The sequence below is a fragment of the Paenibacillus humicus NBRC 102415 genome (assembly GCF_004000905.1).
Lineage (GTDB): Bacteria > Bacillota > Bacilli > Paenibacillales > Paenibacillaceae > Paenibacillus_O > Paenibacillus_O humicus.
In genome coordinates, this window is the sequence record NZ_BIMD01000012.1 from 1 (window position 1) to 23,965 (window position 23,965).

Genomic DNA, 23,965 nt, shown 5'->3' on the forward strand with positions numbered 1-23,965 from the left:
TTCGGCTTCGGCAGCCGCTGCGCTCTCGCGCCGCGCCGCTTCGGCTTCCGCCGGCACGACCGCCGGCGCTGGAGGCGCCGTGGCGATGCGCGACCCGCTTCCGGCCACGAGGGTTCCCCTCTCGGACGGAATGAGCAGCTGCAGATTCCGCACGCCATGCTCGCGGATCTCGTTTTCAACCAGATAACGGATTGAATCCATCAGATTGGACTGGCCGTTGATCCAGTCCATCACATCGGGGGATTCGTTCTTTTTCGTTTTCAGGCTGATATTCTCTCCGGGCTGCTTGATCTTCTTCACCCGGCTTCACCCCCTGTACCCTTCTCGCCTATGCCGGCTGCTTAGGCCCTTTCGACTTGAGCGCTTCGAAGATCTTGCCGCGCACGAAGGCGTCCAGTCCCTCGGCATTCATCGTTACGGCATGCTCGGCCGGTATGTACAGAAGCTTGATCTCGCGCTCCTCGCACAGCTCCTCGAGCATCGGCTGCAGAATCGGCTTCATCAGGACGCTGCCGCCGCCGTACACGCAGATGACGTCGATCTCGTTGCGCGCCTTGGTCAGCTGCTTGCGGATGTTCTGCACGATGTGGCGGGCTTGTCCTTCGAGCGGACGGCGCAGCGTCTGGATCGCCCGGCTATGGTACTTGTGGGCCGGATTCTTGATGACGTCGCTGAAAAACTGGCGCGGGCTGTCCGGCAGATGCACGAGGCGGTTGAAGTCGTCCAGCGCTTCCTCGATCGCATAGCCGGCGCCATGATGGCTGCCGTGCACGAATTGGCGCAGGAACTTGTTGCCCTCGGTAATCGGATATTCCGTCGACCCGTCGCCGATATCCGTATGAAGGACGCGCTTGTCCTTGAAATAAGCCCCCGTGAACTTCGCTCCGAGCTCGTACCGGTCCACGAATTCCTGGAAAATATCGCCGGAGCGCCAGTTGCCTTCGCGGTCCTTCTGCAGGGCGAACACGACCGGCGTCGCTTCCGGAATCGCCTTGACGTATTCGAAGTCGATGGATACCGGAACGCGGACCTTGTTCAGGTGAACGGTAACGCGATGGGTCCCTTCCATGAACTTCGCTTCGAACTTGGCCGCCGTCTCGTCGGTATGCTGGGTGACCGGCAGAGCCGTAGCCATGTCGACCGTCGCCTCTACAGGCTCCGTCGGAACGCCCTTCGCTTCGTCATAGGCACGCTGAACCGCTACGGCCGCTACCTGCGCCAAAGTGTTGATGATCGGCAGATCCATGTCGCTCTTGTTGTCGATGCCGATCTGCAGGTTCTCCAGCAGCTCGCCGCTCATCAGGGCGAACTTGCCGATATAGTACATCCCGGGGCGCGCCGCGGGCGAATCGATGGTGACGATCAATTGGTCCTGCAGGTTGCGGATGAAGCTCTCGGGCGGGAGCTCGTCGCTCCACGGAAGCTTGTCCACCCGGCAGCACACGTTCGGCTGGCGGATCATTTTGCCGTCGACGAACAGGTCATGCTCGCTGTTGCCGTTGTCGTTGCCTACTTGAAAATGTACCTTCATCTTGTCTCCTCCTTCGCTCTCCGCATGCCGCGGAGGCTGTGCTAGCATGGAATGATTCCTTCACCAATACGCAGGATTCCCGCCACTCCGAGGCTGATTGACGCCGATGCTCCAAATCAAAATTACGAAGAATTGCCAAAAACAATTGCGGCTGGTGATGGTGATACCCAGTAATATAGTTCGACGCGCCGTAGAGCATTTCCTTCCGTCGCCCAACAATTACCGTTTTTTCGCCTGCCAGGCTCCGGGAGGCTCCCCTTGGCCCCGCTCGGGGTGAAGACGTTAAGAAAGCCAGACAACTAGCCGTCAGCGCTCTCCTTGCTCTCGTCCGCCAATTTCCGGCATCCCTTCCGGCAGCCGCCCGCTCGAAGCACGTCCTTATCCAGGCTTACCAAGTATAACCTACCTGCTCTGTCGAAGTAAGGGGAACGATGGCCCTGGCACGGGAATATCCTCGCTTCCCCGAAAGCGCGGAGCCGCTGGCGCCTCCGCGTATCAAATCCCTGGTTCAACTCCTCTCGGGGCAGGTTAAGCCAATACTAACTAAGCCTCACGGGAGGAAATACAGATGAACAAGCAGCCTGCGCGCAAGCTACATGACGGTACTCTTTACTGGCCTTCGACGCTGGATCGGCGGGATGAGCTGGGACAGTACCCTGCTTTGTCGGAAAAGCTCGTTACCCGGGTCGCCGTCATCGGCGGCGGAATGACCGGGGCAATCATCGGGGCTTCCCTTGCGGAAGCCGGCATCCCTGCCGTCATTCTGGAGGGCAAGCGCGCCGCCGCGGCGAGCACCGCCGCGAGCACCGGGCTGCTTCAGTTCTCCAACGATATCATGATGAGCGAGCTGGCGGACCGGTATGGCGGCCAGGCGGCAGTCCGGTTCTATGAGCAGTGCCGGGGCGCGGTAGGCTCGCTCGGCCGGCTGGCCGCCGCCGCAGGCCAATGGAACGACGGATTCCGGCCGGCTTCGAGCCTCTACGCCGCATCATCGGAAGCGGATGAAGCCAAGCTGGTGCGGGAGTTCCGAATGCTGGAGAAGAACGGCTTCCCCGTAGCCTGGGGCGCTTCCGCCGCCATGCCTTCCAGCGTTGCGGAGGCTTTTCCGGCCAGCATGACGACTTACGGCGACGCTCTGGCCAATCCGCCCCGGCTCGCGAGGGCGCTGCTGCGGATGGCGTCGGATAATGGCGTCCCCATCTTCGAGGAATCTCCTGTCCGCGAGGTGCGCCGGCGCGGCGGCAGCTGGGTCATCAGCGCGGGGGATGGAGAGGTGTCGGCCAGCCATATCGTCGTGGCGACCGGTTATATCCCGGGCATCAGCGCAGCCTCGGAGCTAAAGCCGATCCTGCGCCGGACCTACGCCCTGGCTACCCGGCCGGGCAGCGTGCCGACAGGCTGGCCGGAAGACAGCATGGTGTGGGAAACGGCCCGGCCTTACTTCTACTTCCGGACGACGCCGGACGGAAGGATCGTAGCCGGAGGGCTCGACGAGGACCGTCCTGACCCCGCCGGGGATGAGACGTTCCTGCGCGACCGCTCCGACATGCTGCTCTCCGATCTCAAGCGCTATTTCCCGGACGCCGAATTCGAAGCGGAATACGCCTGGTGCGGCACATTCGGCGAGTCGGCGGACGATCTTCCGTTCATCGGGGAAGACAAGGAGCAGCCCGGCATCTTCCACTCGATGGGCTGCGGCGGCAACGGCACCGTCTACAGTGCGCTGGCGGCCTCGATGCTGCTGGCCGCCCTTTCCGGAGAGAAGCATCCGCTGGCAGACATGCTGAATCCGCGCCGCATCATCCGCCAAGACGATGCCAGCGGCAAGCGCGGACGCTCGCTGCTCGCCTAAAGGAAGCCAAGGACTGCGGCCCAATCGGGGCTGCAGTCCTTTTTGACGCATGCCGCTCCCGGCTCTCCGCACTGATCGGGCGAGGCCAGGCGGTTATTTCTTGCCGATCCCCTTCTGCCATCGGACATGGCGCAGCTGTGTCAGCAGCCGGCTCCAAGCTCCAGAAGCCCCGCCGCTGCGCGGAAGCAGCTCGAGACCGGCGAGCGCCGCGATCCTCTCCGCCGTCTCGGCGACGCTCCAAGGCTCCGTATCGAGCTGCTCGGCGAAAGCATCCTGCTTCAGCTCGCGGACGCAGCGTCCGATCTGAGCCGCAGCCCAGGAACGGCGGCCTTCTCCCCGGGATCGCAGCCGGCGAAGCAGCTCTCCTTCGGAAGCGAGCAGCGCATAGTGGCGCAGATCCCTCCCGTCGCTGCGCAGCCGTCCCGCAATCTCCGCGAATATGAGCGGGTCCGTCACGGTCATCGGCACGAGCAGCACGCCGTCGTGAAGGTCGGCCAGATAGGACAGCATGTCGTAATTGAACCGCCTCCACAGCGGGAACTCCTGAAAATCCCCCTTTTGCAAGGAATCGGGCATGTTCGCCCTGATGTAGTAGCCGGCATTCTCCGGATCGAAGACATAGGAGCCCGGAAGCCTGCGGTGCAGCTCCCAGGCGGTCTGCGTCTTGCCGGATCCGAAAGCCCCGTTGATCCAGACGATCCGGCAGCCGCGGAACCCGCTATGGACAGCCTTCCTTTCTCCCGGTTCATTCACTTCATTTCAGCCCTTCCTTTAATCTCCATTTATGATAGTCTTGAAGCAATAAGACGAAGGAGGCCCCTCTTAAGTTGCCGGCAGGAGGCGGAAGACGACGCCCTCTCAGAGGTAAGTGCGGATCCCTGGGAAGGCAAGATCCGGGTACGAAGCTTCCGGTAAGCATCTCTATGAGAATACGCCTGCTTCTCTATGGGCATTACACCTGAAAGAAGGGAGGTCGGGCATGAACGACATCCAAGGGAGCTTCCAGCGGACAGATGGAGCCGAACGCAAGCAGCAGCTTGAACAACGGCTCGTTGCCTTACTCCTGTCCGATCCGCAGGCTCCCGGTCATCTCAGTCATTTGAGAGATCACGGCCCGCCAGGAGCCTGGCTGGCCGCCGGTTATGTCCGCAATCTGGTCTGGGACCGCCTGCATGACTACCGGGAACGCACGCCGCTTGAAGATGCGGACGTCATCTATTATGATCAGGAGCATCCGGACGAAGCGGAAGAAAAGGCATGGGAGCACAGGCTGGGCGCAGGCTGCCCGGAGCTGCGCTGGTCCTGCAAAAACCAGGCGCGCATGCATATCGTCAGCGGACTCCCGCCTTATGGCGATGTCGCCGATGCCATGAGCTGCTGGCCGGAGACGGCAACGGCCGTCGCCGCCGCGATGAGGGAGGACGGCGCCATAGCCGTACTCGCCCCGCATGGCCTGGAGGACTTGTTCGCCCTCCGGCTGCGGCCAGGGCCCCGGCTGACAGATGCCGGGCTGTTCCTGCGCAGGACGCGCTCCAAGCAGTGGCTGGCCAAATGGCCCCGGCTGCAGCTGATTTCGGACAAGGACAAGAAGGAGGAGTTGACATGAGTCTGGCTTATTTCAACGGCCGGTTCGTCCCGCTGGAGGAGGCGGTCGTTCCGGTAGAGGAGCGCGGCCATCAATTCGGCGACGGCGTCTACGAGTACATGCGCTTCTACGACGGAAAGGGCTTCATGCTGGAGGAGCATCTCGACCGGTTCTACCGCAGCGCGGAGCTGATCCGATTGAACCCCGGCATCTCCCGCGCCGAGCTGCTGGCCGTCATGAGCGAGCTGCTGGAGAGGAGCGGGCTGCGCCATGCCGATATTTACATGCAGCTGACGAGGGGCATCGCCCCCCGCAACCATCCGTTCCCGGATGCGCCTGCCTCTCTGTCCATGACGGTGAAGCCTTCCAGGAAAGTGGATCCCGAGCTGCGCAAGCAGGGCGCATCCGTCCTGCTGCATCCCGACGAGCGCTGGATGAACTGCCATATCAAGTCGCTCAATCTGCTCCCCAACGTGCTGGCCAAGCAGGCGGCCGTCGATGCGGGCTGCTTCGAGGCCGTGCTGATTCGGGAGGACGGATACATCACCGAAGGCTCCAGCTCCAACATGTACCTCGTCAAGGACGGCGCCATCCGCACCGCGCCGCTGTCCAATCGGATTCTGCCCGGCATCAGGCGCGAAGCGGTCCGCCGCATCGCGCTGGAAGCCGGCATCCCGTTCATCGAGGAGCCGTTCACGCCGGCCGAGCTGCTGGATGCCGATGAAGCGTTCCTGACCAGCACCGGCATCGAAATCATTCCGGTTGTGCAGCTCCACGGCCAGGGGCCGATCGGCTCCGGCGCGCCGGGCGAGACGGTCCGCGAGCTGCATCGCCTGTTCCTGGAGAAGACCTCGCTGCCGGCTTCGGTCTGATCCTGATTGTCCGCAGAAAAGAAGGCCGTCCCTCCAGCATGCGGAGGACGGCCTTCTCTTCTTATTCCATGCTATATTTATTGCTATTCCGCTCTCCCTCGACCGGTTGATTGCTTGCCAAAGGAAATCCGGATGAATATTCAGGGAGACAGCCTCAGCAGACGAAGGATGCCGTCCGGACAGCTCTTACATGCAGCTGCGGATGCGGGAGGACAGATTCTCGGCCAGGGCAGTCCTGCCGCGCTGGATATCCGCCTCGTATAGACGGAAGGAAATACGGGATTCATCCGTACCGAGCCACTCGGCAAAGCCGCCCGAACGGCGGTCGACCTCCATCAGCACATCCACGTACGCAGCCGAAGGGATGAAGACGATCTCCAGCTCGTCGAGTTTGCCGAAGCCCGACGCTCTGCCCGGAACCAGCTCGAATTCCTGCAGCAGAGTCGTCCCATACCGACTGTGGGGGGCATATTTGCATTCGACCTCGCGGGTGTGGAATCCGAGCGAGGACAACGCTTCCAGCACCTCGCCCACCAAAGGATGGGGGAGCACCTTGATGTAATCCTCGTCCGATGCGTCGAGAGAGCTCGCGATATCCAGCGCGGTCTTCAGCCAGATCTGCGTGCCGCCGGCGGTGATCGGCGCCGTCACCGGCAGCTGCCAGCGGAACGGAATCTCTTCCTTGCCCCCGGCTTTGACCTCGAATGCCGTGCGCAGGGGCAGCCTGGCGATCGCTGCGTTTTCCCGGACCTTCTGGTCATTCACTTCCTTGATGAAGGAGGTCATGAGCAGCAGCTCGATGCCGTTGATCTGCTGGGGTACCGCCCCTCCCGTCACGATGACCCGTCCGTTGATCTCATCCCCTGGACGAATGCCGCTGTAGGATACTTCCAGAACCGTATCGACCTTGGCCGACCCGATCCCGATTGAAGCCATCATATTCTTGAAAAAAGACATCCCTGCCACGCTCCTGCATCTGTATTCCCAGGATCTCTCGGCTGCACCGGGAACAGCTGGCGGTGTGGCTGCCGTCAGATCATGGATTGACAGGTAGTACGGCTCATGCCGTTCCAGGTTTCAGATCGGCAGCCGGCTTGCCGCGGGCTCCGGCATGCATGCAAAGGAACCGGCGGAAGCGCGCTCCCCCGGGTCCTGCCGCATGCTTGCTGCGGTGCTGGAATCATCATCATGTTCTTGCCCATCCCGATGTGTCTGTCTCGAGACCCGCATCATGCCCATCCCGTTCTTACTCCTTCTTTGGCGATGCGCTCCGCCACCAGCCGCCCGCCGATCGTCACGATCGGGGTGCCTCCGCCCGGATGGGTGGAGCCTCCGACATACCACAATCCGCCAAGGCGGGAATCCTTGCTCGGGTAGCGGAAGAAGGACTGGCGGAAGCCGTTGGAAGACATGCCATAGATGCTCCCCCTCCAGGCTCCGGTCCGGCGCTCCAGATCATCCGGCGTCTGAATCCGAAGCAAGCCTCCTTCCCGCCGGACAGCCGCTCCGATGCCGCGCAGGCCGCGGTCCTCCAGCAAGCCCAGGATGCGTGCGGCATATTCTTCCTTCCTGTTCTCCACGGAATAGCCGTCGCGCTGCGCGGGAGCGTTGACCAGCACGAACAGGCTGGACCTCGGGATTTCGCCCGCACCCGCCCTAACCGCCCCTCCGCCGGAACGGCAGACGTAGACGGCCGGCTTCTCCGGCAGAATTCCTTTGCGGAACAGGTCGTCGAATTCAAGATGGTACCGCTCGGGGAAGAAGACATTGTGATGCAGGAGCTGAGGGTAGTCGCTCTCCGCCCCGGCCAGCAGAACGAAGCCGCTGACGGAAGGCTCCAGCTTATGCAGCCTGGAGGTCATCCGTGAAGCTCCCGGATGGTCCGGAATCAGGCGGGGCACGGCCGCCAGCGCATCGGCGTTGACCACGACGGCGTCGGCCTCCCACAAGTTGCCGCCTTCGGTTTCTACGCCCGCCGCTTTCCCTCCGGCAATAAGAATCTCCTTGGCCGCGTCGCCGGCCGCGATGACGACCCCCAGTTCTCCGGCCAGCTTCGCGAAAGCCTCTACAATGGAGTACGTGCCTCCCTTGACTCCGAACACCCCTTGGCCGGCTTCGACATGAGCCATCATATTGAAGATGGACGGAGCGCGCTGCGGGGATGCGCCGACATAGGTGGCATAACGACCGAACATCGCCAATGTATGAGGATGGCGGAAATAGGTCCGGATCGTCCGGCTCATCGGGGTGAACGGACGAATCCGCCCAAAGCCGGCGAGCAGCGAAGGCTGCAGCTTGTCCCGCCAATCCAGCACGAGGCGGCTGAGAAACTCTTTGGAAGCCAGCTCATACAAGCGGGCGCTTTCCTTCATGAACGGCCGGTATTTCAGCGCGTCCTCCGGACTGTAGCGGGCAATCTGCTCCTCCATGTGACCGATGTCGCCGGTGACATCCACCACCGTCCCATCGTGGAAGGCATTGCGCGCGACGGGATCGAGCGGATAGAACTCGACATAATCCTCTCTGCGCCGTCCGGCCGCCTCGAACACCGAGTCGAAGACCGGCTGCATCGTCATCGTGCTCGGGCCGTTGTCGAACCGGTAGCCGGCTTCCTCCACGCGCTGCAGCTTGCCGCCGGGGCGGGGCTCCTTTTCGACGACTGTCACGTTCCATCCCTGCAGGGCCAGATGGATTGCGCAGCTGAGCCCTCCCAGGCCGGCGCCCACGACAACGGCTTTTCGGCTTCCGCTCATGCGTACCGCCTGCCTTTCCATTCGTAGCCGCTTCCGGCATAATGGACCCTCGCCGAATCCAGGCCGATGAAAATCGTCAGCAAGATGCTGGCGGGCACGAACATGCCGTACCAGGCCGGAAGTCCGCTGGATAGATCCGCCGCCGTCTTCACCGCCATGCCCAGCGCCGCCGCGGACGCGGCCCAGCCCAGCCAGAGAGGAGCCGCCCCGGAGACGGCCCATGCCGCCAGTCCGCCCAGCAGAGCGGCAGGAGGCGCCAGATAGAGCAAGGCATAGACGATGAATACGAATCCCATCAAGGGAAGGCTTCTCCCGAGGCCGGGGAACAGGTTTTTGCGGTAGCCGCTCCATACTTCGCCCGGGCTGCGGTACATGCGCATGGACGCTACCCGGTCGATCCGGGCGAGCCGTACCGGCTCGCCCCGGAGCTTCGCCTGGCGGATCAAATCCATATCGTCCAATAGAGACTCGCGGACCGCCCCGTGCCCGCCCATTCTCTCGTAGCTCCGGGCTTCGACGAAAATGAAGGCGCCGTTGGCCGCGGCGAAGCGCGGATCGTCCGAGCGGGAGACGAGCCGCAGCGGCAGATGGCTCAATATCGTGAACATCATCATGGATACGACGAGCCGCTCCATCCAGCCTCCGGTTTCCTGCCGGGGAAATCCGCTGACGAGTCCGCTCCGCTGAAGCGAGGCTTCCGCCGCGGCTGCCTCCAGCGCGTCCGGACCAAGCCGGACATCGGCGTCCACGAACAGCAGCCATCGGCCTGAAGCGGCCTCCGCCAGCTGGGAACAGGCATGGGACTTGCCCATCCAGCCTTCAGGCAGCGGTCCGCCCTGCAGCAGCTTCACCCCTGACTCCGGATCGCCGGCAATCCTGCTCACGATGCTCGCCGTCCCATCCTCGGAATGGTCGTCAAGCACCAGAATTTCATGCGGCCGCCCGCGCAGCGCCAGCAGCGACTGCAGGCAATCTCCGATATTCCTTTCTTCATTGCGGGCCGGCACGAGAATAGAGATATCACTCGGCATTACTTTGTAACCCTCTAGAGGAATGTCCGCTCTGGCTCTGGCTCTGGCGCTTCCGACCCGGCTCTCGGCTTCCTTCTTGTTCCGGCCTCCCCTGTGCCTGCTTGGCTCGCCAAGCTCCACAAGGTAACGGCGGTTCCACAGCACGAACAGCAGCTGGACTGCGAGCGCGCCCGTCAATGCCGCGAGAATGGCTGCCATGGCCGGACCCCCTTCTTGAGCTTCCGGTACCGGTCCGCTGTCGTTCTCCTGCCGCCTTCCCAGACCGCCTCATATCCGTTCCCGGTCCCGGGCAGCGGGCATTCCGCAAGAATCCTCCGCTGCTCGGCCGCCTGCTCCCGGAGCATGACTTCGACCTCGAACGCGGCCTCGCTGCGGTCCATGCGGCTCCAATCCCGCCTCACGGGCTCGCCGAAGCGGACAGCCGCAAGGGGCTTCTGGTGATCGCCGAGCAAATAGCGCAGCGTGACCGGCCTGAGCTCGGCCCGCCCGGCCCGGCGCATCAGATGGCCGATTCCGCTTGCGGCCCGAATGTCCGCATCCGGAGACATGATGGCTCCCTGCGGAAAGACCCAAACCGGCGCTCCCGCCTGCAGAAGGCTTTCCGCATAGCTCATCGATTCCAGCATGTCCCGCGGCCGGCCGCGGTTGACCGAGAACGCCCCGATCTTCCGGAAGAAAGGATAGTTCCTGAGGCCTTGCTCATCCATCATGATGTAATGGTCCAGCCGGGACAGCTGCTCCGTCAGCTGGAACAGCACAAGCCCGTCCCACCAGGACACATGGTTGCAAACATAGAGCACGGGAACACCGGCGCCTGTTCCTTCCCGGTCTCCTTCCATGTCTCCCGATACATACAGGCCGTGCAGATATCTCGGGAACAGGTAGTGCTGCTGATAGCGGAAAAACAGCCGCCGGAACCATGTCTTCTTATCGGCCTGAATCAAAGCGGACCCTCCCTTCGGCGGCCGCCATGACCAACAGCGACAGCAGAAATACAGGCATCATGCCTGCCTTGGCCGCGAGCAGCCCGAACAGCAGCAGCATTCCCTGCATGACCCGCAGCGCGGCAAAACGGGCTGAAGCAAGCACATTGCCGGAAGGCAGCAGCAGGGACAGGAGCGCCCCGACGACGAACCAGCCGGCAAAATTGGCGGCCGGGATGCCGTAGTAGGCTCCGCCGTCCTGCCAGTGCCAGAACCCCCGCGCCTCCGCGACAGGATCCAGCACCAGATCGAGCAGCACGACCCATGCGCCCGTCTCCAGGGCGCGGACAAGCCTGCCCCGCGAGCCCGACAGGAGGGCGCCGTTCAGAATGACTCCGACCCATGCCAGCCCCATCGTCCACGGAACGCCGCCGAGCAGCGATCCCAGCGTATTTTCGTAGCGGTAGGAGCCGAAGGGGAATCCGGTATGCACGCCTGCATACTCCACCGCGAAGGTGCCTGCCGCAATGCCGGCGGCGGACAGAGCGAGACGGCTCCAGCCGACCGGCCGGGAGAGAGCTTCATCCCGATGCTTCGGAACTGCGCCTATTCCGTTCGCGGCCAGCTCGCACAGACAGAGCGCGTAGAGGACCAGAAACACTCCATTGGAGAACTCAAGCGGCTTCGGCACCTCGGAGAACACCATCAGCAGGAAGCCGACGGAGTACCAGACGGCGAACAGAGCGGTAACGGGATATGCGGATGCAAGCCGCCGAAGAGCGGCCCGCTGCCCTTTTCCCGATGCCCGCCCTTGCCCCTCTTCTCTCGCTTGCCGTTTCTGCCTTTCTTGCCGTTTCTGGCTGCCAGGCCGTTCCTGGAGATTCTGAAGGCCGCTGTCCATGTGCCCCTCCCGTTCCGTGCTTCTGGAAGGATGGACGGGAAATGTCTCCTCCTGCGCGGGGCGGCTCATTGAGCCAGCCTCTCCGGAGACGAGGGCTGCATTCCGGCTTCCTCCTCCGCCGTAAACCCTTCTCCCGGATCGGCGGCTTCCCGCTCCGCCTCGGCCATATCGGCCATCACCGCCCGGAAAATCGTCTTTTTGGCCTCGTCGCTCACATACGCCCGCTTGCCGTACACATCGTATCCGTTCTCTTCCACCGCGTGCAGAATGGCAAAATAGTAATGCGCGGCGAGGCGGATAGCGAACGCGCTTTCCTGGGGATACGAGGACAGATGGGCGAGGCCGCGCCCGAACCACTCCCGGGCCGTCCCGGCAAGCTCGCCGAGCAGCCGGCGGAACGCCGCGTCCACCTCTCCGGCCTCGAACATTTCCTCCGAATACCCGCAGCGCCTCATCAGCTCAAGCGGGATGTACCGCCTTCCAAGACCGCGGTCTTCTCCGACGTCCCGGATGATGTTGACGATCTGCATGCCTTTGCCGAGCCAGATCCCCGCCTCGACGATGTCCCTGTCCGGGCTTTCGTGCAGGACGGGAAGCAGCATCTCGCCGACGGAGCCGGCGACTCGGTAGCAGTAATCCTCCAGCTGATCCAGCGAGTTGTAATGGGTCTGGACACGGTCCAGCCGCTGTCCGCTCATCTGGGTCAGGAACGGCTCCTTCGCGAGCGGGAAGCTGGCCATCAGCCAGCGCAGGGAGGGCCAGATGAAGTGGCCTTCCGCTTCGTCGAGATTGCCGAACAGCGCCTCCAGCTCGTCCAGACTGTAATCGGCCTTGTCCGGCTCGTCTACGGAATCGTCGATCATCCGGCAGAAGGCATAGATGACGAAAACAGCCTCGCGACGGGGCGAGGACAGCAGGCGGAAGGCTTCGTAAAAGCTGGCTGAGCTTCTTTTCATGACCTCCTCGCATGAGGCGGCCAGCCGCGGATTCAACATGGTTCCAGCTCCTTTGCGATTTGTTGGGCGAGCAGGCGCGCGCCTTGCATGACGATCGGAATGCCCCCGCCGGGATGGACCGAAGCTCCGACCGCATACAGCCCCTCCACCGGAAGCGGCTTGACCTGAGGACGGAAGCTGCCGGACTGAGTCAGCACCGGAGCGATGCCGAAGCTGCCTCCCCGGTAAAGGCCGTCGCGGGCGGCATCGCGCGGCGTCCGGATGCGGCGCCAGCGGATGCTTTCCCGCAAGCCGGGGAGCAGCAGCCTCTCGGCCCGCTCCAGCACGCGTCCCGCCAGCGCCTCGCCCGCACCGTCCCAATCCAGAGCCTCGTCGGCCGGCACGGGGACGAGGAAGTACAGCGCGCTATGCCCATCGGGAGCGGCATCCGGGTCGATGGCGGCAGGGTTGAACATGTAGAAGGAGGGCTCCTCGGACAAGCGTCCGCGCCGGAACACATCCTTCATATGGTCTCCGTGGCGCTCGCCCAGGAAGAACTGATGAACGCCGGCATGGTCCCATCGCCTTGCCGTCCCGGCATAGATGAGCAGGCAGCCGGAGGATGGGCGGAAGCGGCGCGGCTTGCCGCGCCATCCTTCCAGCAGCCCGGCCAGCGCCGGATAGTCTCCATTGAACACGACCGCATCGTAGGCGAGCTCCTCCCCGCCGGTCCGGATGCCCGTGCAGCGTCCGCCCGATACGACAACCTTGTCCACCGGAGCCGAGCAGCGGATGAGAATGCCCTGGTCGGCGCAGGCCTGCTCAAGCACAGGCGCCAATCCGGCGTACCCGCCTTTCAAATACCAGATGCCGTGCTTGTGCTCGCTGTAGGGAATCAAGCCGTACAGAGCCGGGGCCTCCTGCGGCGATCCTCCTATGTACAGCGACTGCAGAGAGTACGCCTCGCGGATCCGGCGGCTGCGGAAGTAGGAGCCCGCCCAAGGATCGATAGCCCGGTAGGCTCTCGAGCGAAGCAGGAATTTCAGGTTGGCAGGCGTCAGGAAGGAACGGATGCCGGGGAACGAACGGGATAGAAATGCGTCGAAGCCGTATTCGAACAGCTCCTCCATATCCTCCATGTACCGCCGGAAGTCAGCCCCGCCGCCGGAATACGCTCTCTCCAGATTGGCCTCTTGCAGGCTTCGATCCTGCCACTTGGTCCAGCGCGTTCCGTCCGGGTAGTAGAAGTCGTACAGCGGATCGCAGCGAAGCAGCTGCACGGCATCGTCCGGCACTCCGGCTTCGGAGAGAATCTCCCTCAGCAGCTCCGGCAGCAGGACGATCGTCGGCCCCCGGTCGATCCGGTACATGCCCGACTCGTCCGATTCGTAGGCCAGCCGTCCTCCCGGCGCCGCCTCCTTCTCGTAGACGTCGATGTCATGTCCCTGCCGGCGCAGCAGCAGCGCCGAGACCAGCCCGCCGACTCCGGCACCGATGACGGCGATCCTCATCGTCCCGCCCTCCTCGCCTGCAGCGGCGCATGGGCATCCGTCCGCGCCTGCCGTTCATATTGCCTCAGCAGAAGCTCCGAGCTGATCATCGCCGACTGCATGATCGTCGGCAGCCCGCTGCCGGGATGGGTGCCTCCGCCGACGAGGAAGCAATGCTCCGCATCCTGGAACTTGTTATGCGGCCGCATATACATCATCTGATCCAGGCTGTGGGCGAGATTGAAGGTCGCTCCCCGGTAGACGAACGATTCCCGCTCCCAGTCCGCAGGCGTATGCATCCGCTCCTCCTCGATCAGGCTGTCGACCTCCGCAAGGCCGCTCTCCCGGGCGAGAACGTCCAGCATCCTTCTGCGGATGCCGGGGGCTTCCCGCTCCCAGTCGATTCCCGACCGGTTATTAGGCACCGGCATCAGCAGATACACGGCCGATTTCCCTTCCGGGGCCAAGGTTGGATCCAGCCGCGACGGATTATGGATATAGACGGACGGGTTCTCCGACAGCCGCAGCCGCTTGGTCATGTCATCCACATTGAGGCGGTAATCTTCGGCGAACACGATCTTGTGGTGGGGAAGCTGCAGCGGAGCCCCGATGCCCAGATACAGCATGAATGTGGAGAGGCTCAGCTTCTTCTTCTCCAGCCGGGCCGGCGCATGGCGGCGAAGCTCCCCGGGCTCGAACAGCGTGCTGACGGCATGTCCGTAATCGGCGCCGATGACGACGTCGTCCGCTTCGACGACCGTACCGTCCTCCAGGCGGACTCCGGCTGCGCGGCCAGCGCTCAGCAGCACCCGTTCGGCCCCGATCCCGGTTCGGATGACGCCTCCATGCTCCCGCGTCACCTCCGCCATCGCCTCGCAGATGCGGTTCAAGCCTCCGACCGGATGATAGAGTCCGTATTCATGCTCCAGGAAGCTCAGCATCGTGAAGGCTCCGGGACATTCCCAAGGCGACATGCCGAGGTATTTGGACTGGAAAGAGAACGCCCAGCGCAGCCGCTCATCCGTAAAATACTTGGACAATCGGCTGTGGACGGTGTCCAGGACATCCATCTTCGGGAGCGCGCGCAGCATCCGTCCCGACAGATAGTCGGACCGCCGCGAGAACGGCTGCCGCAGCAGCGGCATGAGACCGGCAAGCTTTTTGCGCTCGCGCTCCATGAACCGGAGGTAGTTCGCCCCATTGCCCGGGAACAGCTCCTCGACATGGGCCGCCGTCTCCTCGTGGCTGCCTCCGGGAGAGAATTCCTTCTCTCCGAATTTCAACGTATACAGAGGATCGACCCGCTTCAGCTCCACATAATCCTGCAGCCTGCGCCCGCTGCGCTGGAACAGCTCCTCCATGACGGGAAGCATCATGAGGAACGTCGGACCGCGGTCGAAGCTGTACGCTCCCAGACGCAGGCCCGAGGTTCTCCCTCCTACATAGGGCTGCTTCTCCACGACAGTCACGTCCACACCTTGGGAGGCCAGCAGCATCGCTGCCGCCAGCCCGCCCGGTCCGGCGCCGATTATGACAGCCCTTTTTCCCACAACCATCCCATCACCGCTCCCATTATCCGATCTGGCCCTGAAAATAGACATAAAGGAAAGCTTAACCATACCCATTAATTAACCCAACGGTATAATTATCAATCAGGACTATTTCTCTTTCCATCCGGATTTTCCTGCTTGTCCGCAGGCGGGCATGAAGATAAGTTTTTAAAGCTTGTACTTGCAGGATATGAGCCGGAGATGCGATTGAGAACGGAAGGACGGAATCGGGGATATGACAACGGGGCAGCCGCAGAATGAGCGGGAGCAACTCGAGGCGCAGCTGAATGATTTCCGGACGCTGATCATGCTCATGCTCTCAAGCGCGAGAATGGATCCGAGCTCCCGGAAGCGAGGCCGAACAAGCAAGTGAGTTCACAAAGAGCGGCAAGCAATTCTACCCTCCATACTTCCACAAAAAGTAAGAACCCGCAAGCAGAGTACCCTCTCTGCCGCGGGCTCTGCCCTCTTTTCATCAGCAAATGCGCGCTTTCTTGGCCAGCGAAAGCCCCGGGCACAAGGCCACGGCAACGGGATGAACGGACCGGTCTGCCGGAAAAGACGGCTTTCTCCGAGAGGAGGGATAGAAACGCCTCGATTCGGCCCGCTCGCCCGTCGTGCCTTACGCGTCCCCTTCCCTTCGCCATTCTTCCGGCAGCAGCCGCTGATAGCGGGGCTGCATATAGCGGTCGTCCACGAGCAGCAGGACGCCGGTGTCGCTCTCGGAGCGGATGAGGCGCCCGCCGGCCTGCAGAACCTTGCTGATGCCGGGATAGACATAAGCGTAATCGAAGCCGCTCCTTCCTTGCTTCTTCTCGTAAGCGGCAAGCAGGTCGCGTTCGGGACCGAGCTGGGGAAGCCCGACGCCGATGACCGCGACTCCTTCCAGCCGTTCGCCGGCGAGATCCACGCCCTCGGAGAAGATGCCGCCCATGACGGCCATGCCGAGCAGGGCATCGCCCCCGGGCTCCGGAGGCTGGTAAGCGGCGAGAAAGCGGTCCCTCGCCTCCTCGTCCATGTCGGGCCTCTGAAGGCGCAGCCGCAAACCGCGCTCCTTGCCCCCGCTTCCCGCCCGCGCAGGGAACAGCGCTTCTTCCGCAGGCTCTCGGGCATCGGCAGCCTCGCCTTCCGCATGCAGGACCGACCCTTTGTCCCCGCTTGCTTCCTCTTGCCCGCTCGGATTCTTGCCCCCACTCGCTTCCTCTTGCTCGCCCGAACCTTCCGCCGGGTTGGTTCCGGAAGCCTTCACGGAATCGGCGCCAGCTTCACCCGCTTCCGCACCATCCGGCAGCGCGGCGGCGCTGCCGGGATTCAATTCCAGCAGAAGCTGTTCGTATAAGGCGTTCATATAAGCATAGGAGGGAAAGAAGGCGAGCCAGTTGCCGCCCTTCTCCCGCACCGCTTCAAGCAGCAGGCGGGCCAGCGGCTTAAGCGTGGCGCCGCGGTCGGCATAACGCGTGGACAGCGGCACGAGGCGGACCTCAAGCTGCTCCCGTCCGAACGGGGACGGCAGCGTCAAGGAGCGATCCTCCTCCATGGCGCCTAGCTGATCCATATAGAAGGGCAGCGGCGACAGAGTCGCGGAGAAGAACACGCGTCCTCCGTAGGCCTTGCCCGTCTGCTGCAGCAGACGGGATGGATCGAGGCACATGATTCTCGCCTTCACGCCGCCCCTTGCCAGCTCGGCCATCGCAACGAACCGCTCGTCCATCCACTCCCCGGCAGCTGCGAACGCCTTGGCTGCCCAGTAGGCTTCAAGCAGCAGCGCCGCGGTCTCCGCTCCGCCCTCATCCCCGCCTGCCGCCAGATGCGGCTCCGCCTGCGCGATGAACGCATGGACCGACTCCAGCAGCTGCTGCGGAGGAGCTTCCGACACATACGCGCCGGGACCTGCCGGACGCAGCCCGCCCTCTCCCGCTGCAGCTCCAGCCTCCGCTTCCTTGCGCAGAGCGATGAACGCCGCGTTGACGCCCTTGGCAGCGGCGGACAGCCCGGCGGACAAACCCTTGTAGGCGCGCTGCAGCGCCAGGAAAGGCGCCTTGTCCAGCTCCGCGCTGTACATGGAGCGGGCGCGGTCGGGCAGATTATGGGCCTCGTCGACGAGCAGCGCGGTCCCCTTGGCCTGCTCGGCCAAAAACCGCTTCAGCGAAACCTTGGGATCATAGATGTAGTTGTAGTCGCAGATGACGGCATCGGAGGCATAGGCCGCCTCAAGGGAAAATTCGAACGGGCACACCCGGTGCTTGAGCGCGTACCGCTCGATGACCTCGCGCGTCATCAGCGTCTCATGCTCCATCAGATCCAGCACCGCGCCGTTGATCCGGTCGTAGTATCCGTCCGCGAACGGGCAGTCCTCCTTGCGGCAGCTGACGGTGTCCTGCAGGCAGATCTTCTCCTTTGCCGTCAGCGTGACGGCATGGAGCTTCAACCCCTGCTCTTCCATGCGGCGGACCGCATCCTCGGCGGCAGTCCGCGTCGTCGTGCGCGCCGTCAAATAGAACAGCCGTGAAGCCGCGCCCGTTCCGAGGGCGCGCACAGCGGGCCAGAGCACCGACATCGTCTTGCCGATGCCGGTAGGGGCTTTGGCGAAAAGCCCTCCCTTATCCTCCAGCGTCTTGTAGACGGCGGCGGACAGCTTGCGCTGGCCGGGACGGAAGCCCTGGAACGGGAACTCCAGCCGCTCCAGGCTGGCATTCCGCTCCAGACGATGCCGGCGCAGCATCCGGGCGAAGGGAGCGTACTGCTCCAGCATCCAGAACATTCCCTCCCGCAGCTCGTTCAGCCCGAAGCTCCGCCGGATCCGGAATACCGCTCCCGAGTCGGCCTGCACATAGGTGAGCTGAACATCCATCCGTTCCAGGCCTTGCTGCATGGCATAGATATAAGCGTAGCCCCGGGCTTGCATCCAGTGGACCCGGTGGCCTTCCCCTCCCAGATCCTCCAGCCTCCCGGAAGTAGACTTGATCTCGTCGATGACGGGACCGCCTTCTGCGGCGAGCAAGCCGTCGCAGCGCCCCTCCACGGTCCATTCCACGCCGCCCAGGGCCAGCTCCATGCGAAGAAACACCTCGCGCTCGCTGCCTTCTCCATATTCGGCCTGCACCGCTTTGTGGATCCGCGTCCCTTCCGTCAAGGAGGTCAGGCTGCGGAAGCCAGTCTCGATGCTGCCGCTGCGGCATGCATATTCGGCCAGCGCCCTTACCGCGATTCGAACCGCCGGCGCGGTTTCTGCAGCTTCCGGTTGTCTCAACGCTTCCGGCGCTTCCGATATATCCGTCGCTGCCGGCGTGCTCATCGCTTCCGGCGCTTCGGCTGCTTCAAGTCTCCCCAAAGCTTCCGGCTTGTCCATCTCTTCCGCCGCTACAACCGCTTCCGGTTTCACCGGCGCTTCCGGCGCTTCTGCCGCATCTGCAGCTTCCGATCCTGCCGGCGCTGCCGCAGCCTGCTTCGGTCCGCTCCCATCCGTTCGGCGGGCTTGCTCCGTTCCGCTTTCCTCCGCTCCAAGCCGTTCCATCCGCGCCGTCCCCTTTCCGTCTCCTTCTGCGAACACTCGTTCCTCCATTGTAGCATGGACCGGCACTTTGCACGATCCCGCCGGCCCGTCCCGAATCGACGCCCGCTCCGGACTTGCCTCCGCCGTTCAGGCGGGCTCGACCTCCCGCCGGGAACCGAAACCGGCGCGTCGCCATGCGCCGTGCCGGGTAAGAGGGGACATGCTTGCTTTCTTCTTTTCCTTCCAGAACCTGCGAAAACAACCCAACGGAAACAAAAAGAGTTCAAGGAGGTTTTATCCATGGGAACCTATATCGAAGTTGAGCCGAACGTCCGCCTGTACGTCGAGGATCTCGGCCAAGGACATCCGGTCGTGTTCCTGCACGGCTGGCCGGCCAGCCAGCGCATGTTCGAAACCCAATCCGTGCTTCTGCCGAAAAACGGATACCGCTACATCGGCATCGACTTCCGCGGCTTCGGCAAATCCGACTCTCCATGGGAAAGCTATGATTATGACCGCATGGCGGACGACGTGAAGGCCGTCGTGGACAAGCTCGGCCTCTCGTCCTTCACCCTGCTTGGATTCTCCATGGGCGGAGCTATTGCCGTACGGTACATGAGCCGCCACCGGCAGCACGGCGTAGAGCGCCTCGTTCTGGCTGGCGCCGCCGCGCCGCGCTTCACGCAATCCGAGAGTTTCCCTTATGGGACGCCGCCGGAGAAGGTCGACGAGATGATCGACGACACTTACCGGGACCGCCCGGCGATGATCAGCGACTTCGGCGCCAAGTTCACGCTCAAGAAGCCTTCGCCTTCATTCGAGGCCTATATGTCGATGCTTTGCCTGGAGGCGACCGCGCATGGCACGATCCGGGCGATGGAATCGCTCCGCGACGAAGACCTGCGGCATGATCTCTCGAACATCAGCGTGCCGACATCGATCTTCCAGGGAGTCAAGGACGAGATCTGCCCGTTCGAGCTGGCCGAGGAGACCAAGGCGCGCATCCACGGCTCCACCATGATCCGCTTCGAGGAAAGCGGCCATGCGATGCTCTATGATGAGCCGGCCCTGTTCAACGAGTCTTTGCTGGATCTGCTGAGAGCCGGCAGCGGCGCGGCAGCGGCGGGACGCGTACTCTAGCCTTGGCGCTCCGCCCCTTTTCCTTCCCGGCTGTCGGAGAGGAAGCGCGAATTCCATGCGCCTGCGGAGATGAAAAGCCCCTTTCCGGGGCTTTTTCCCTTCCTTCTCCATAAATATTGCGGCTTATCGTCACATTCGCTGTTCCATCGAGCCTGCGGCTGTGCTACGCTGAGGAAACTAGATTCCACTGGAACGGGATGTATGACGTGACAGCCTTTACCTCTACCTATATCGTTCTGACGGCTCTGGCCGGCGTCCTGAACGTTTTTGTCGCCCTCTATGCCCTGATGAGCAGGGCTTTGTTCTCGGGCAAGCTCGTCTTCATCCTGATGGCGCTGGCCAATTCCTTCTATACGTTCGGAGCCGCATTGGAGAAGACGTCCGAGACTCTTGACGGCATGATGCTCTGGACGACCGTCCAGTATGCCGGGATGCCTTTCTCCGCGGTGCTCACCTTGCTGCTCGCGCTCCACTTTCTCGGCAAGGCCGACCTGATTCCCGCTTGGGGACGCTGGCTTCTGTTCGTCATCCCCTCCATTACCTTTCTCCTTGTTCTGACCAACAGCCATCATCATCTTTTCTACCAGGACATCTACTTCCATAGGGGTCCGTCCACGCCGACGATGGATTTCACGATGGGCGAATGGTACGTGGTCCATGGCTGCTACACCTTCGGCACCCTTTTCGCGGCTCTCTGCCTCATGTTCCAGGCGCTGCTCCGTCCCGGGAACAAAGCTTACCGCCGCCAGCTGATCGCTTTGTTCGCGGGAATCCTGCTTCCGATTACAGCCTCGCTCCTCTACTTGCTGGGCTTCAGTCCGAACGGAGTCGATCCCGTGCCGGTCGTGCTCTGCTTCACGAGCCTTCTGTTCGTCTATGCCTTCCTGTCCACGGACAAAATGGCCCTGCTTCCCGTCGCGCGGGAAAACGTCATGGAGAGCATGGGAGAAGGCGTGCTCGTGCTGGACGCTTCCTGGCGCCTGCTCGACAGCAACCGTTCCGCCCGCGTTCTGCTGCCCGCGCTGGCGCGCTCCGCCCTGGGGCAGAGCCTGGGCAGCCTCGAGCTTCCGGACGGAGCCGCCGCCGCCTTCCGCAGCGCCTGGGAGCAGCCGGGCAAGCCTTATTCGTTCGCTAGCCCTCCGCTGCCGGGCGAAGAGCCTCGCTGGTGCGAGGTCTACGCCGCTCCCATCTCGAGAGGCGGGGGACAAGCCGGCGGCTGCCTGCTTGTGCTGAGCGACATTACGGAGAGGCGAAGCCTGCAGGAGGAGCTCAAGCGGCTGGCCTCCCGCGACCCGCTGACGGGAATTCTCAACCGCGGCGCCTTCATGCGCGAAGCGGAGGAAGCGCTTGGCCGCTGCTTCGGCGACGGACTTCCCGTCTCGATGATTCTGTTCGACATCGACCACTTCAAAGGCATCAACGACACGCTCGGCCATGAAGCCGGCGATTCCGCCTTGCTGCACGCCGTCTCCGTATGCAGCTCTCTGCTCGGCCCAGACGTCCTGTTCGCGCGCTACGGCGGCGAAGAATTCGTGCTGCTGCTGCCCGGCATCGACAGCTTCACGGCCGAAAAGCTGGCTGAATCCATCCGCATGGCGCTGGAGAGCACTCCTGCCCTCGACCCGGACGGACGTCCGCTCGGCATCCGGGCAAGCTTCGGCGTCGCCGGCTTCGGCAGGGCGGCGCTGCCCGTGCAGGATGGCTACCGGGCGTTGTTCCGCTCCGCCGACCAAGCTCTTTATGCAGCCAAAGAGCAAGGAAGGAACCGCGTCATCTCCGCTCCGTCTTCATGAAGCCCCCTGTCCCGAAGCCGAATCTCCTTTCGGGCTGCGGCCGGCATGACGCTCCTCCAATCTTGCCTTTCGGAGGGAAGGGTTGCGCTCTCTTTATAACCGAGTATAATAGTCGGTATAAATGGGTTTGGAGAACAGGAGAGAAGCCGATGACGAATGCGCAAAAGTATGCTCAGTGGATGGATGACCAGCTGGATCTGTACAATTACGCGGTGCGGATCGGCGACGATCCATGGCGGCGCGAGCTGCTGCAGCAGCTGCAGGACAAAGAAAGCTTCCAGGAGCAGCTGCTCCGGGATGAGGCCCGTTCGAAGCTCTGGAGCGAATTCGAGGAAATCAACCGCAGGCTGGAAGGCCTGTACGGCCGCCTGAAGGAAGCGGAGAACGACGAGATTCGCGCCCGGCTGTGGGAAGCGGCCTGGAAGCTCCGCAAGGAACGCTCGCGTCTGGCCGCCCGCCTCCGCCAGAGCGCAGAGGAAGTTAGCCGGCAGCCAGGCCGGAGCAGCCTGAAAGGGTAGGAGATAAAAAAAGGGTATCCAGCCGCAGCCGGCCGGATACCCTTTTGCATTTGTTTTAGGCGTTCAGCCCGGATTGGCCGCTTGCCTTGCCGCCTTCCGGCTCGGGATCGTCCTGCTGCTCGACCTTCTCGCTCGGCACTTCGGCGCCTCCCTTGCCGACTTCGGCCTCCTCGCTCTCGACTTCCTCGCGCACCGACTTGTCCTTCTCTGCGAATGATTCCATGTCCTCATCCCTTTCCCGCATAGTAAGCCTCATGTTCTTCCTTCAACGGTTTCCCGGATTTAGAAACGCCTTCCCTGTCTCGCTGTTCAAAGAGCGTTCCCGAACGATGGCAAGCCCATACCGGAATCATCGGCGCAAGAGGACTTCACGGCTGCACGGGGCGGCGACATCGCTCGCCGCGAGCCTGGACACGGGGCGGAGGAGCCGCCGGCCATAAAAAAGCCGGCCCGGAAAATCCGGCCGGCTGTCGAGCACTCAGTTGTACTGCATCGGAATTTGCTTGCTTCTCCAGAGACTCAGCTCATCGGTCAGCTTGCCGCCATTGCGGTCGGAGACTTTGAGGAAGTTGGACAGCTTGAGCAGCAGCGGGCTCTTGGAGACATCTCCGTCCGCCACGGCTTTCTTGTAGGCTTCAACCGCCTTGGCATCGATGACTTTGCTCTCGTAATCAAACAAAGGCGTGTTGTTGCTGCCATAAAAGACGTTCCACTTGGTCAGGCGGTACATGGATTCCACCTTGGCCTTGCGGTTCGAGGACGGATAGCTGCGCAGGAATTTCTCCTGGGCCAGGTTGCGCTGCAGCAGCTCTCCCCAGCCGATAATGATCGCCGCATCTCTAAGCGTCGGCTTCGACGTCTCGAGGGACATCATCGCGATATATGCGGCGATATCGGCCCCGACATGGGATTTGTAGGCTTCATAGGACACATAATCGATTTCGGGGAAGTACATTCCTTCCGCCGTGGAGATGCGGTAGCCTTGGCTGCGGGCTTCGCCGAGCAGCTTCTTCGTCTTCTCGTCGGCCGCGTTTTTGATCAGCGAATCGATCGAGCCGCTGCTTCCCTTGCGCCAAGCCGCGTCGATCGACTTCTGCACGGAGCTCGCGGCGATGCGGTCCTGCAGCGATTCCAGCCCGGCAGTCTGCGCATTCTCCAGACGCAGCACCATCATGGAGGCCGTCCATTTGTCGGCTTCGCCAATATGCTTGTTCAAATAGGCAACGGCCTGGCCCAGCGTTTTGGAGCTGGATGCCAGCCTGATATATTCGTTGTACATCTTCTTGATCGCTGCCGCATTTCCGGGAACGGCGGTTATGGCCGCTTCGCCTGCTGCGGGTGCCGGCTGGCCTTCGAGGGCAAATACAGCGCCGCCTCCGGAGAGAGCCATCGTCAAAGCCAAAAGAGAGCCTGCGGTTCGTTTCCAAGTCTTGTTCATCATGTTGTTCCTCCCTGATCATTCCGCTTTTGCTTCAGGTGCGCACCCTGCTTACCCTTTCAGACGGTATATACACGGGAAGGTTGCAAGAGAATCAAAGTCCGCTCCGCATTCATGCGAGTCATGCCGGTTCAGCGGCCCGCATACCCTATTAGGGACA

General features: G+C 62.6%; 20 protein-coding genes. 6 read left to right on the forward strand and 14 right to left on the reverse strand.

The window, feature by feature from the left end; genetic code table 11:
* Both PHU01S_RS26630 and PHU01S_RS09920 read right to left on the reverse strand, forming a co-directional pair.
* Positions 1-300, reverse strand: a 300-nt coding sequence (locus PHU01S_RS26630; RefSeq protein ID WP_246029193.1) for a hypothetical protein, incomplete at its 3' end; no start/stop codon positions are given.
* A 28-nt stretch (positions 301-328) separates the two neighbouring features.
* Entirely contained in the window at positions 329-1,531 is a 1,203-nt protein-coding gene (locus PHU01S_RS09920; RefSeq protein WP_049868464.1) for a ParM/StbA family protein, read from the reverse strand.
* Positions 1,532-2,099: 568 nt separating this feature from the next.
* Between PHU01S_RS09920 and PHU01S_RS09925 the strand changes: the two genes are divergently transcribed.
* Positions 2,100-3,383, forward strand: coding sequence for an NAD(P)/FAD-dependent oxidoreductase (locus PHU01S_RS09925; protein WP_127507438.1), 1,284 nt, complete (start codon positions 2,100-2,102; stop codon positions 3,381-3,383).
* A gap of 93 nt (positions 3,384-3,476) precedes the next feature.
* Here the strand turns inward: PHU01S_RS09925 and PHU01S_RS09930 are convergent, their stop codons facing one another.
* Positions 3,477-4,136 (reverse strand): ATP-binding protein, encoded by a 660-nt coding sequence (locus PHU01S_RS09930; protein ID WP_246029194.1) that lies wholly within the window; start codon positions 4,134-4,136, stop codon positions 3,477-3,479.
* 226 nt (positions 4,137-4,362) lie between these two features.
* Between PHU01S_RS09930 and PHU01S_RS09935 the strand changes: the two genes are divergently transcribed.
* Positions 4,363-4,989 carry a nucleotidyltransferase family protein gene (locus PHU01S_RS09935; protein ID WP_127507440.1) on the forward strand — a complete coding sequence of 209 codons (627 nt, stop codon included), beginning with the start codon at positions 4,363-4,365 and terminating at the stop codon, positions 4,987-4,989.
* Positions 4,986-5,840, forward strand: coding sequence for a D-amino-acid transaminase (gene dat / locus PHU01S_RS09940; protein ID WP_127507442.1), 855 nt, complete (start codon positions 4,986-4,988; stop codon positions 5,838-5,840). The genes PHU01S_RS09935 and dat overlap by 4 nt, the downstream gene beginning before the upstream one ends.
* 186 nt (positions 5,841-6,026) lie before the next feature.
* On the opposite strand, the gene PHU01S_RS09945 is transcribed toward dat, so the two are convergent.
* The 9 genes from PHU01S_RS09945 to PHU01S_RS09985 form a co-directional block, all read right to left on the reverse strand.
* A complete protein-coding gene (locus PHU01S_RS09945) occupies positions 6,027-6,797 on the reverse strand; it encodes a sporulation protein (protein WP_049868468.1) in 771 nt (256 codons plus the stop codon).
* 272 nt (positions 6,798-7,069) lie between these two features.
* Positions 7,070-8,593, reverse strand: coding sequence for a phytoene desaturase family protein (locus tag PHU01S_RS09950; protein ID WP_048745234.1), 1,524 nt, complete (start codon positions 8,591-8,593; stop codon positions 7,070-7,072).
* The gene (locus tag PHU01S_RS09955; RefSeq protein ID WP_049868469.1) at positions 8,590-9,822 is read right to left on the reverse strand and encodes a glycosyltransferase family 2 protein; all 1,233 of its coding nucleotides are present in this window, start codon (positions 9,820-9,822) and stop codon (positions 8,590-8,592) included. Before PHU01S_RS09955 ends, PHU01S_RS09950 begins: the two co-directional genes overlap by 4 nt.
* Entirely contained in the window at positions 9,798-10,568 is a 771-nt protein-coding gene (locus PHU01S_RS09960) for a lysophospholipid acyltransferase family protein (RefSeq protein ID WP_049868470.1), read from the reverse strand. Before PHU01S_RS09960 ends, PHU01S_RS09955 begins: the two co-directional genes overlap by 25 nt.
* Positions 10,552-11,448 carry a carotenoid biosynthesis protein gene (locus PHU01S_RS09965; RefSeq protein ID WP_246029195.1) on the reverse strand — a complete coding sequence of 299 codons (897 nt, stop codon included), beginning with the start codon at positions 11,446-11,448 and terminating at the stop codon, positions 10,552-10,554. The genes PHU01S_RS09960 and PHU01S_RS09965 overlap by 17 nt, the downstream gene beginning before the upstream one ends.
* A 65-nt stretch (positions 11,449-11,513) precedes the next feature.
* Positions 11,514-12,443 (reverse strand): phytoene/squalene synthase family protein, encoded by a 930-nt coding sequence (locus PHU01S_RS09970; RefSeq protein ID WP_127507444.1) that lies wholly within the window; start codon positions 12,441-12,443, stop codon positions 11,514-11,516.
* The gene (locus tag PHU01S_RS09975) at positions 12,437-13,894 is read right to left on the reverse strand and encodes a phytoene desaturase family protein (RefSeq protein ID WP_021880467.1); all 1,458 of its coding nucleotides are present in this window, start codon (positions 13,892-13,894) and stop codon (positions 12,437-12,439) included. Before PHU01S_RS09975 ends, PHU01S_RS09970 begins: the two co-directional genes overlap by 7 nt.
* Positions 13,891-15,429 (reverse strand): phytoene desaturase family protein, encoded by a 1,539-nt coding sequence (locus tag PHU01S_RS09980; RefSeq protein WP_246029196.1) that lies wholly within the window; start codon positions 15,427-15,429, stop codon positions 13,891-13,893. The genes PHU01S_RS09975 and PHU01S_RS09980 overlap by 4 nt, the downstream gene beginning before the upstream one ends.
* 616 nt (positions 15,430-16,045) lie before the next feature.
* Entirely contained in the window at positions 16,046-18,973 is a 2,928-nt protein-coding gene (locus tag PHU01S_RS09985; RefSeq protein WP_246029197.1) for an ATP-dependent DNA helicase, read from the reverse strand.
* Between the two features lie 243 nt (positions 18,974-19,216).
* Between PHU01S_RS09985 and PHU01S_RS09990 the strand changes: the two genes are divergently transcribed.
* The 3 genes from PHU01S_RS09990 to PHU01S_RS10000 all read left to right on the forward strand — a co-directional run bounded on the left by PHU01S_RS09990 (position 19,217) and on the right by PHU01S_RS10000 (position 22,367).
* Positions 19,217-20,056, forward strand: a complete 840-nt coding sequence (locus PHU01S_RS09990; RefSeq protein ID WP_127507446.1) for an alpha/beta fold hydrolase — start codon at positions 19,217-19,219, stop codon at positions 20,054-20,056.
* A 206-nt stretch (positions 20,057-20,262) separates the two neighbouring features.
* Positions 20,263-21,849 carry a histidine kinase N-terminal 7TM domain-containing diguanylate cyclase gene (locus PHU01S_RS09995; protein ID WP_069202607.1) on the forward strand — a complete coding sequence of 529 codons (1,587 nt, stop codon included), beginning with the start codon at positions 20,263-20,265 and terminating at the stop codon, positions 21,847-21,849.
* Positions 21,850-21,998: 149 nt separating this feature from the next.
* Positions 21,999-22,367, forward strand: a complete 369-nt coding sequence (locus tag PHU01S_RS10000; RefSeq protein ID WP_021881802.1) for a hypothetical protein — start codon at positions 21,999-22,001, stop codon at positions 22,365-22,367.
* A gap of 55 nt (positions 22,368-22,422) precedes the next feature.
* On the opposite strand, the gene PHU01S_RS25730 is transcribed toward PHU01S_RS10000, so the two are convergent.
* Entirely contained in the window at positions 22,423-22,590 is a 168-nt protein-coding gene (locus PHU01S_RS25730; protein WP_021881801.1) for a hypothetical protein, read from the reverse strand.
* Positions 22,591-22,845: 255 nt separating this feature from the next.
* Positions 22,846-23,808 carry a hypothetical protein gene (locus tag PHU01S_RS10005; protein WP_021881800.1) on the reverse strand — a complete coding sequence of 321 codons (963 nt, stop codon included), beginning with the start codon at positions 23,806-23,808 and terminating at the stop codon, positions 22,846-22,848.
* Positions 23,809-23,965 lie beyond the last annotated feature (157 nt).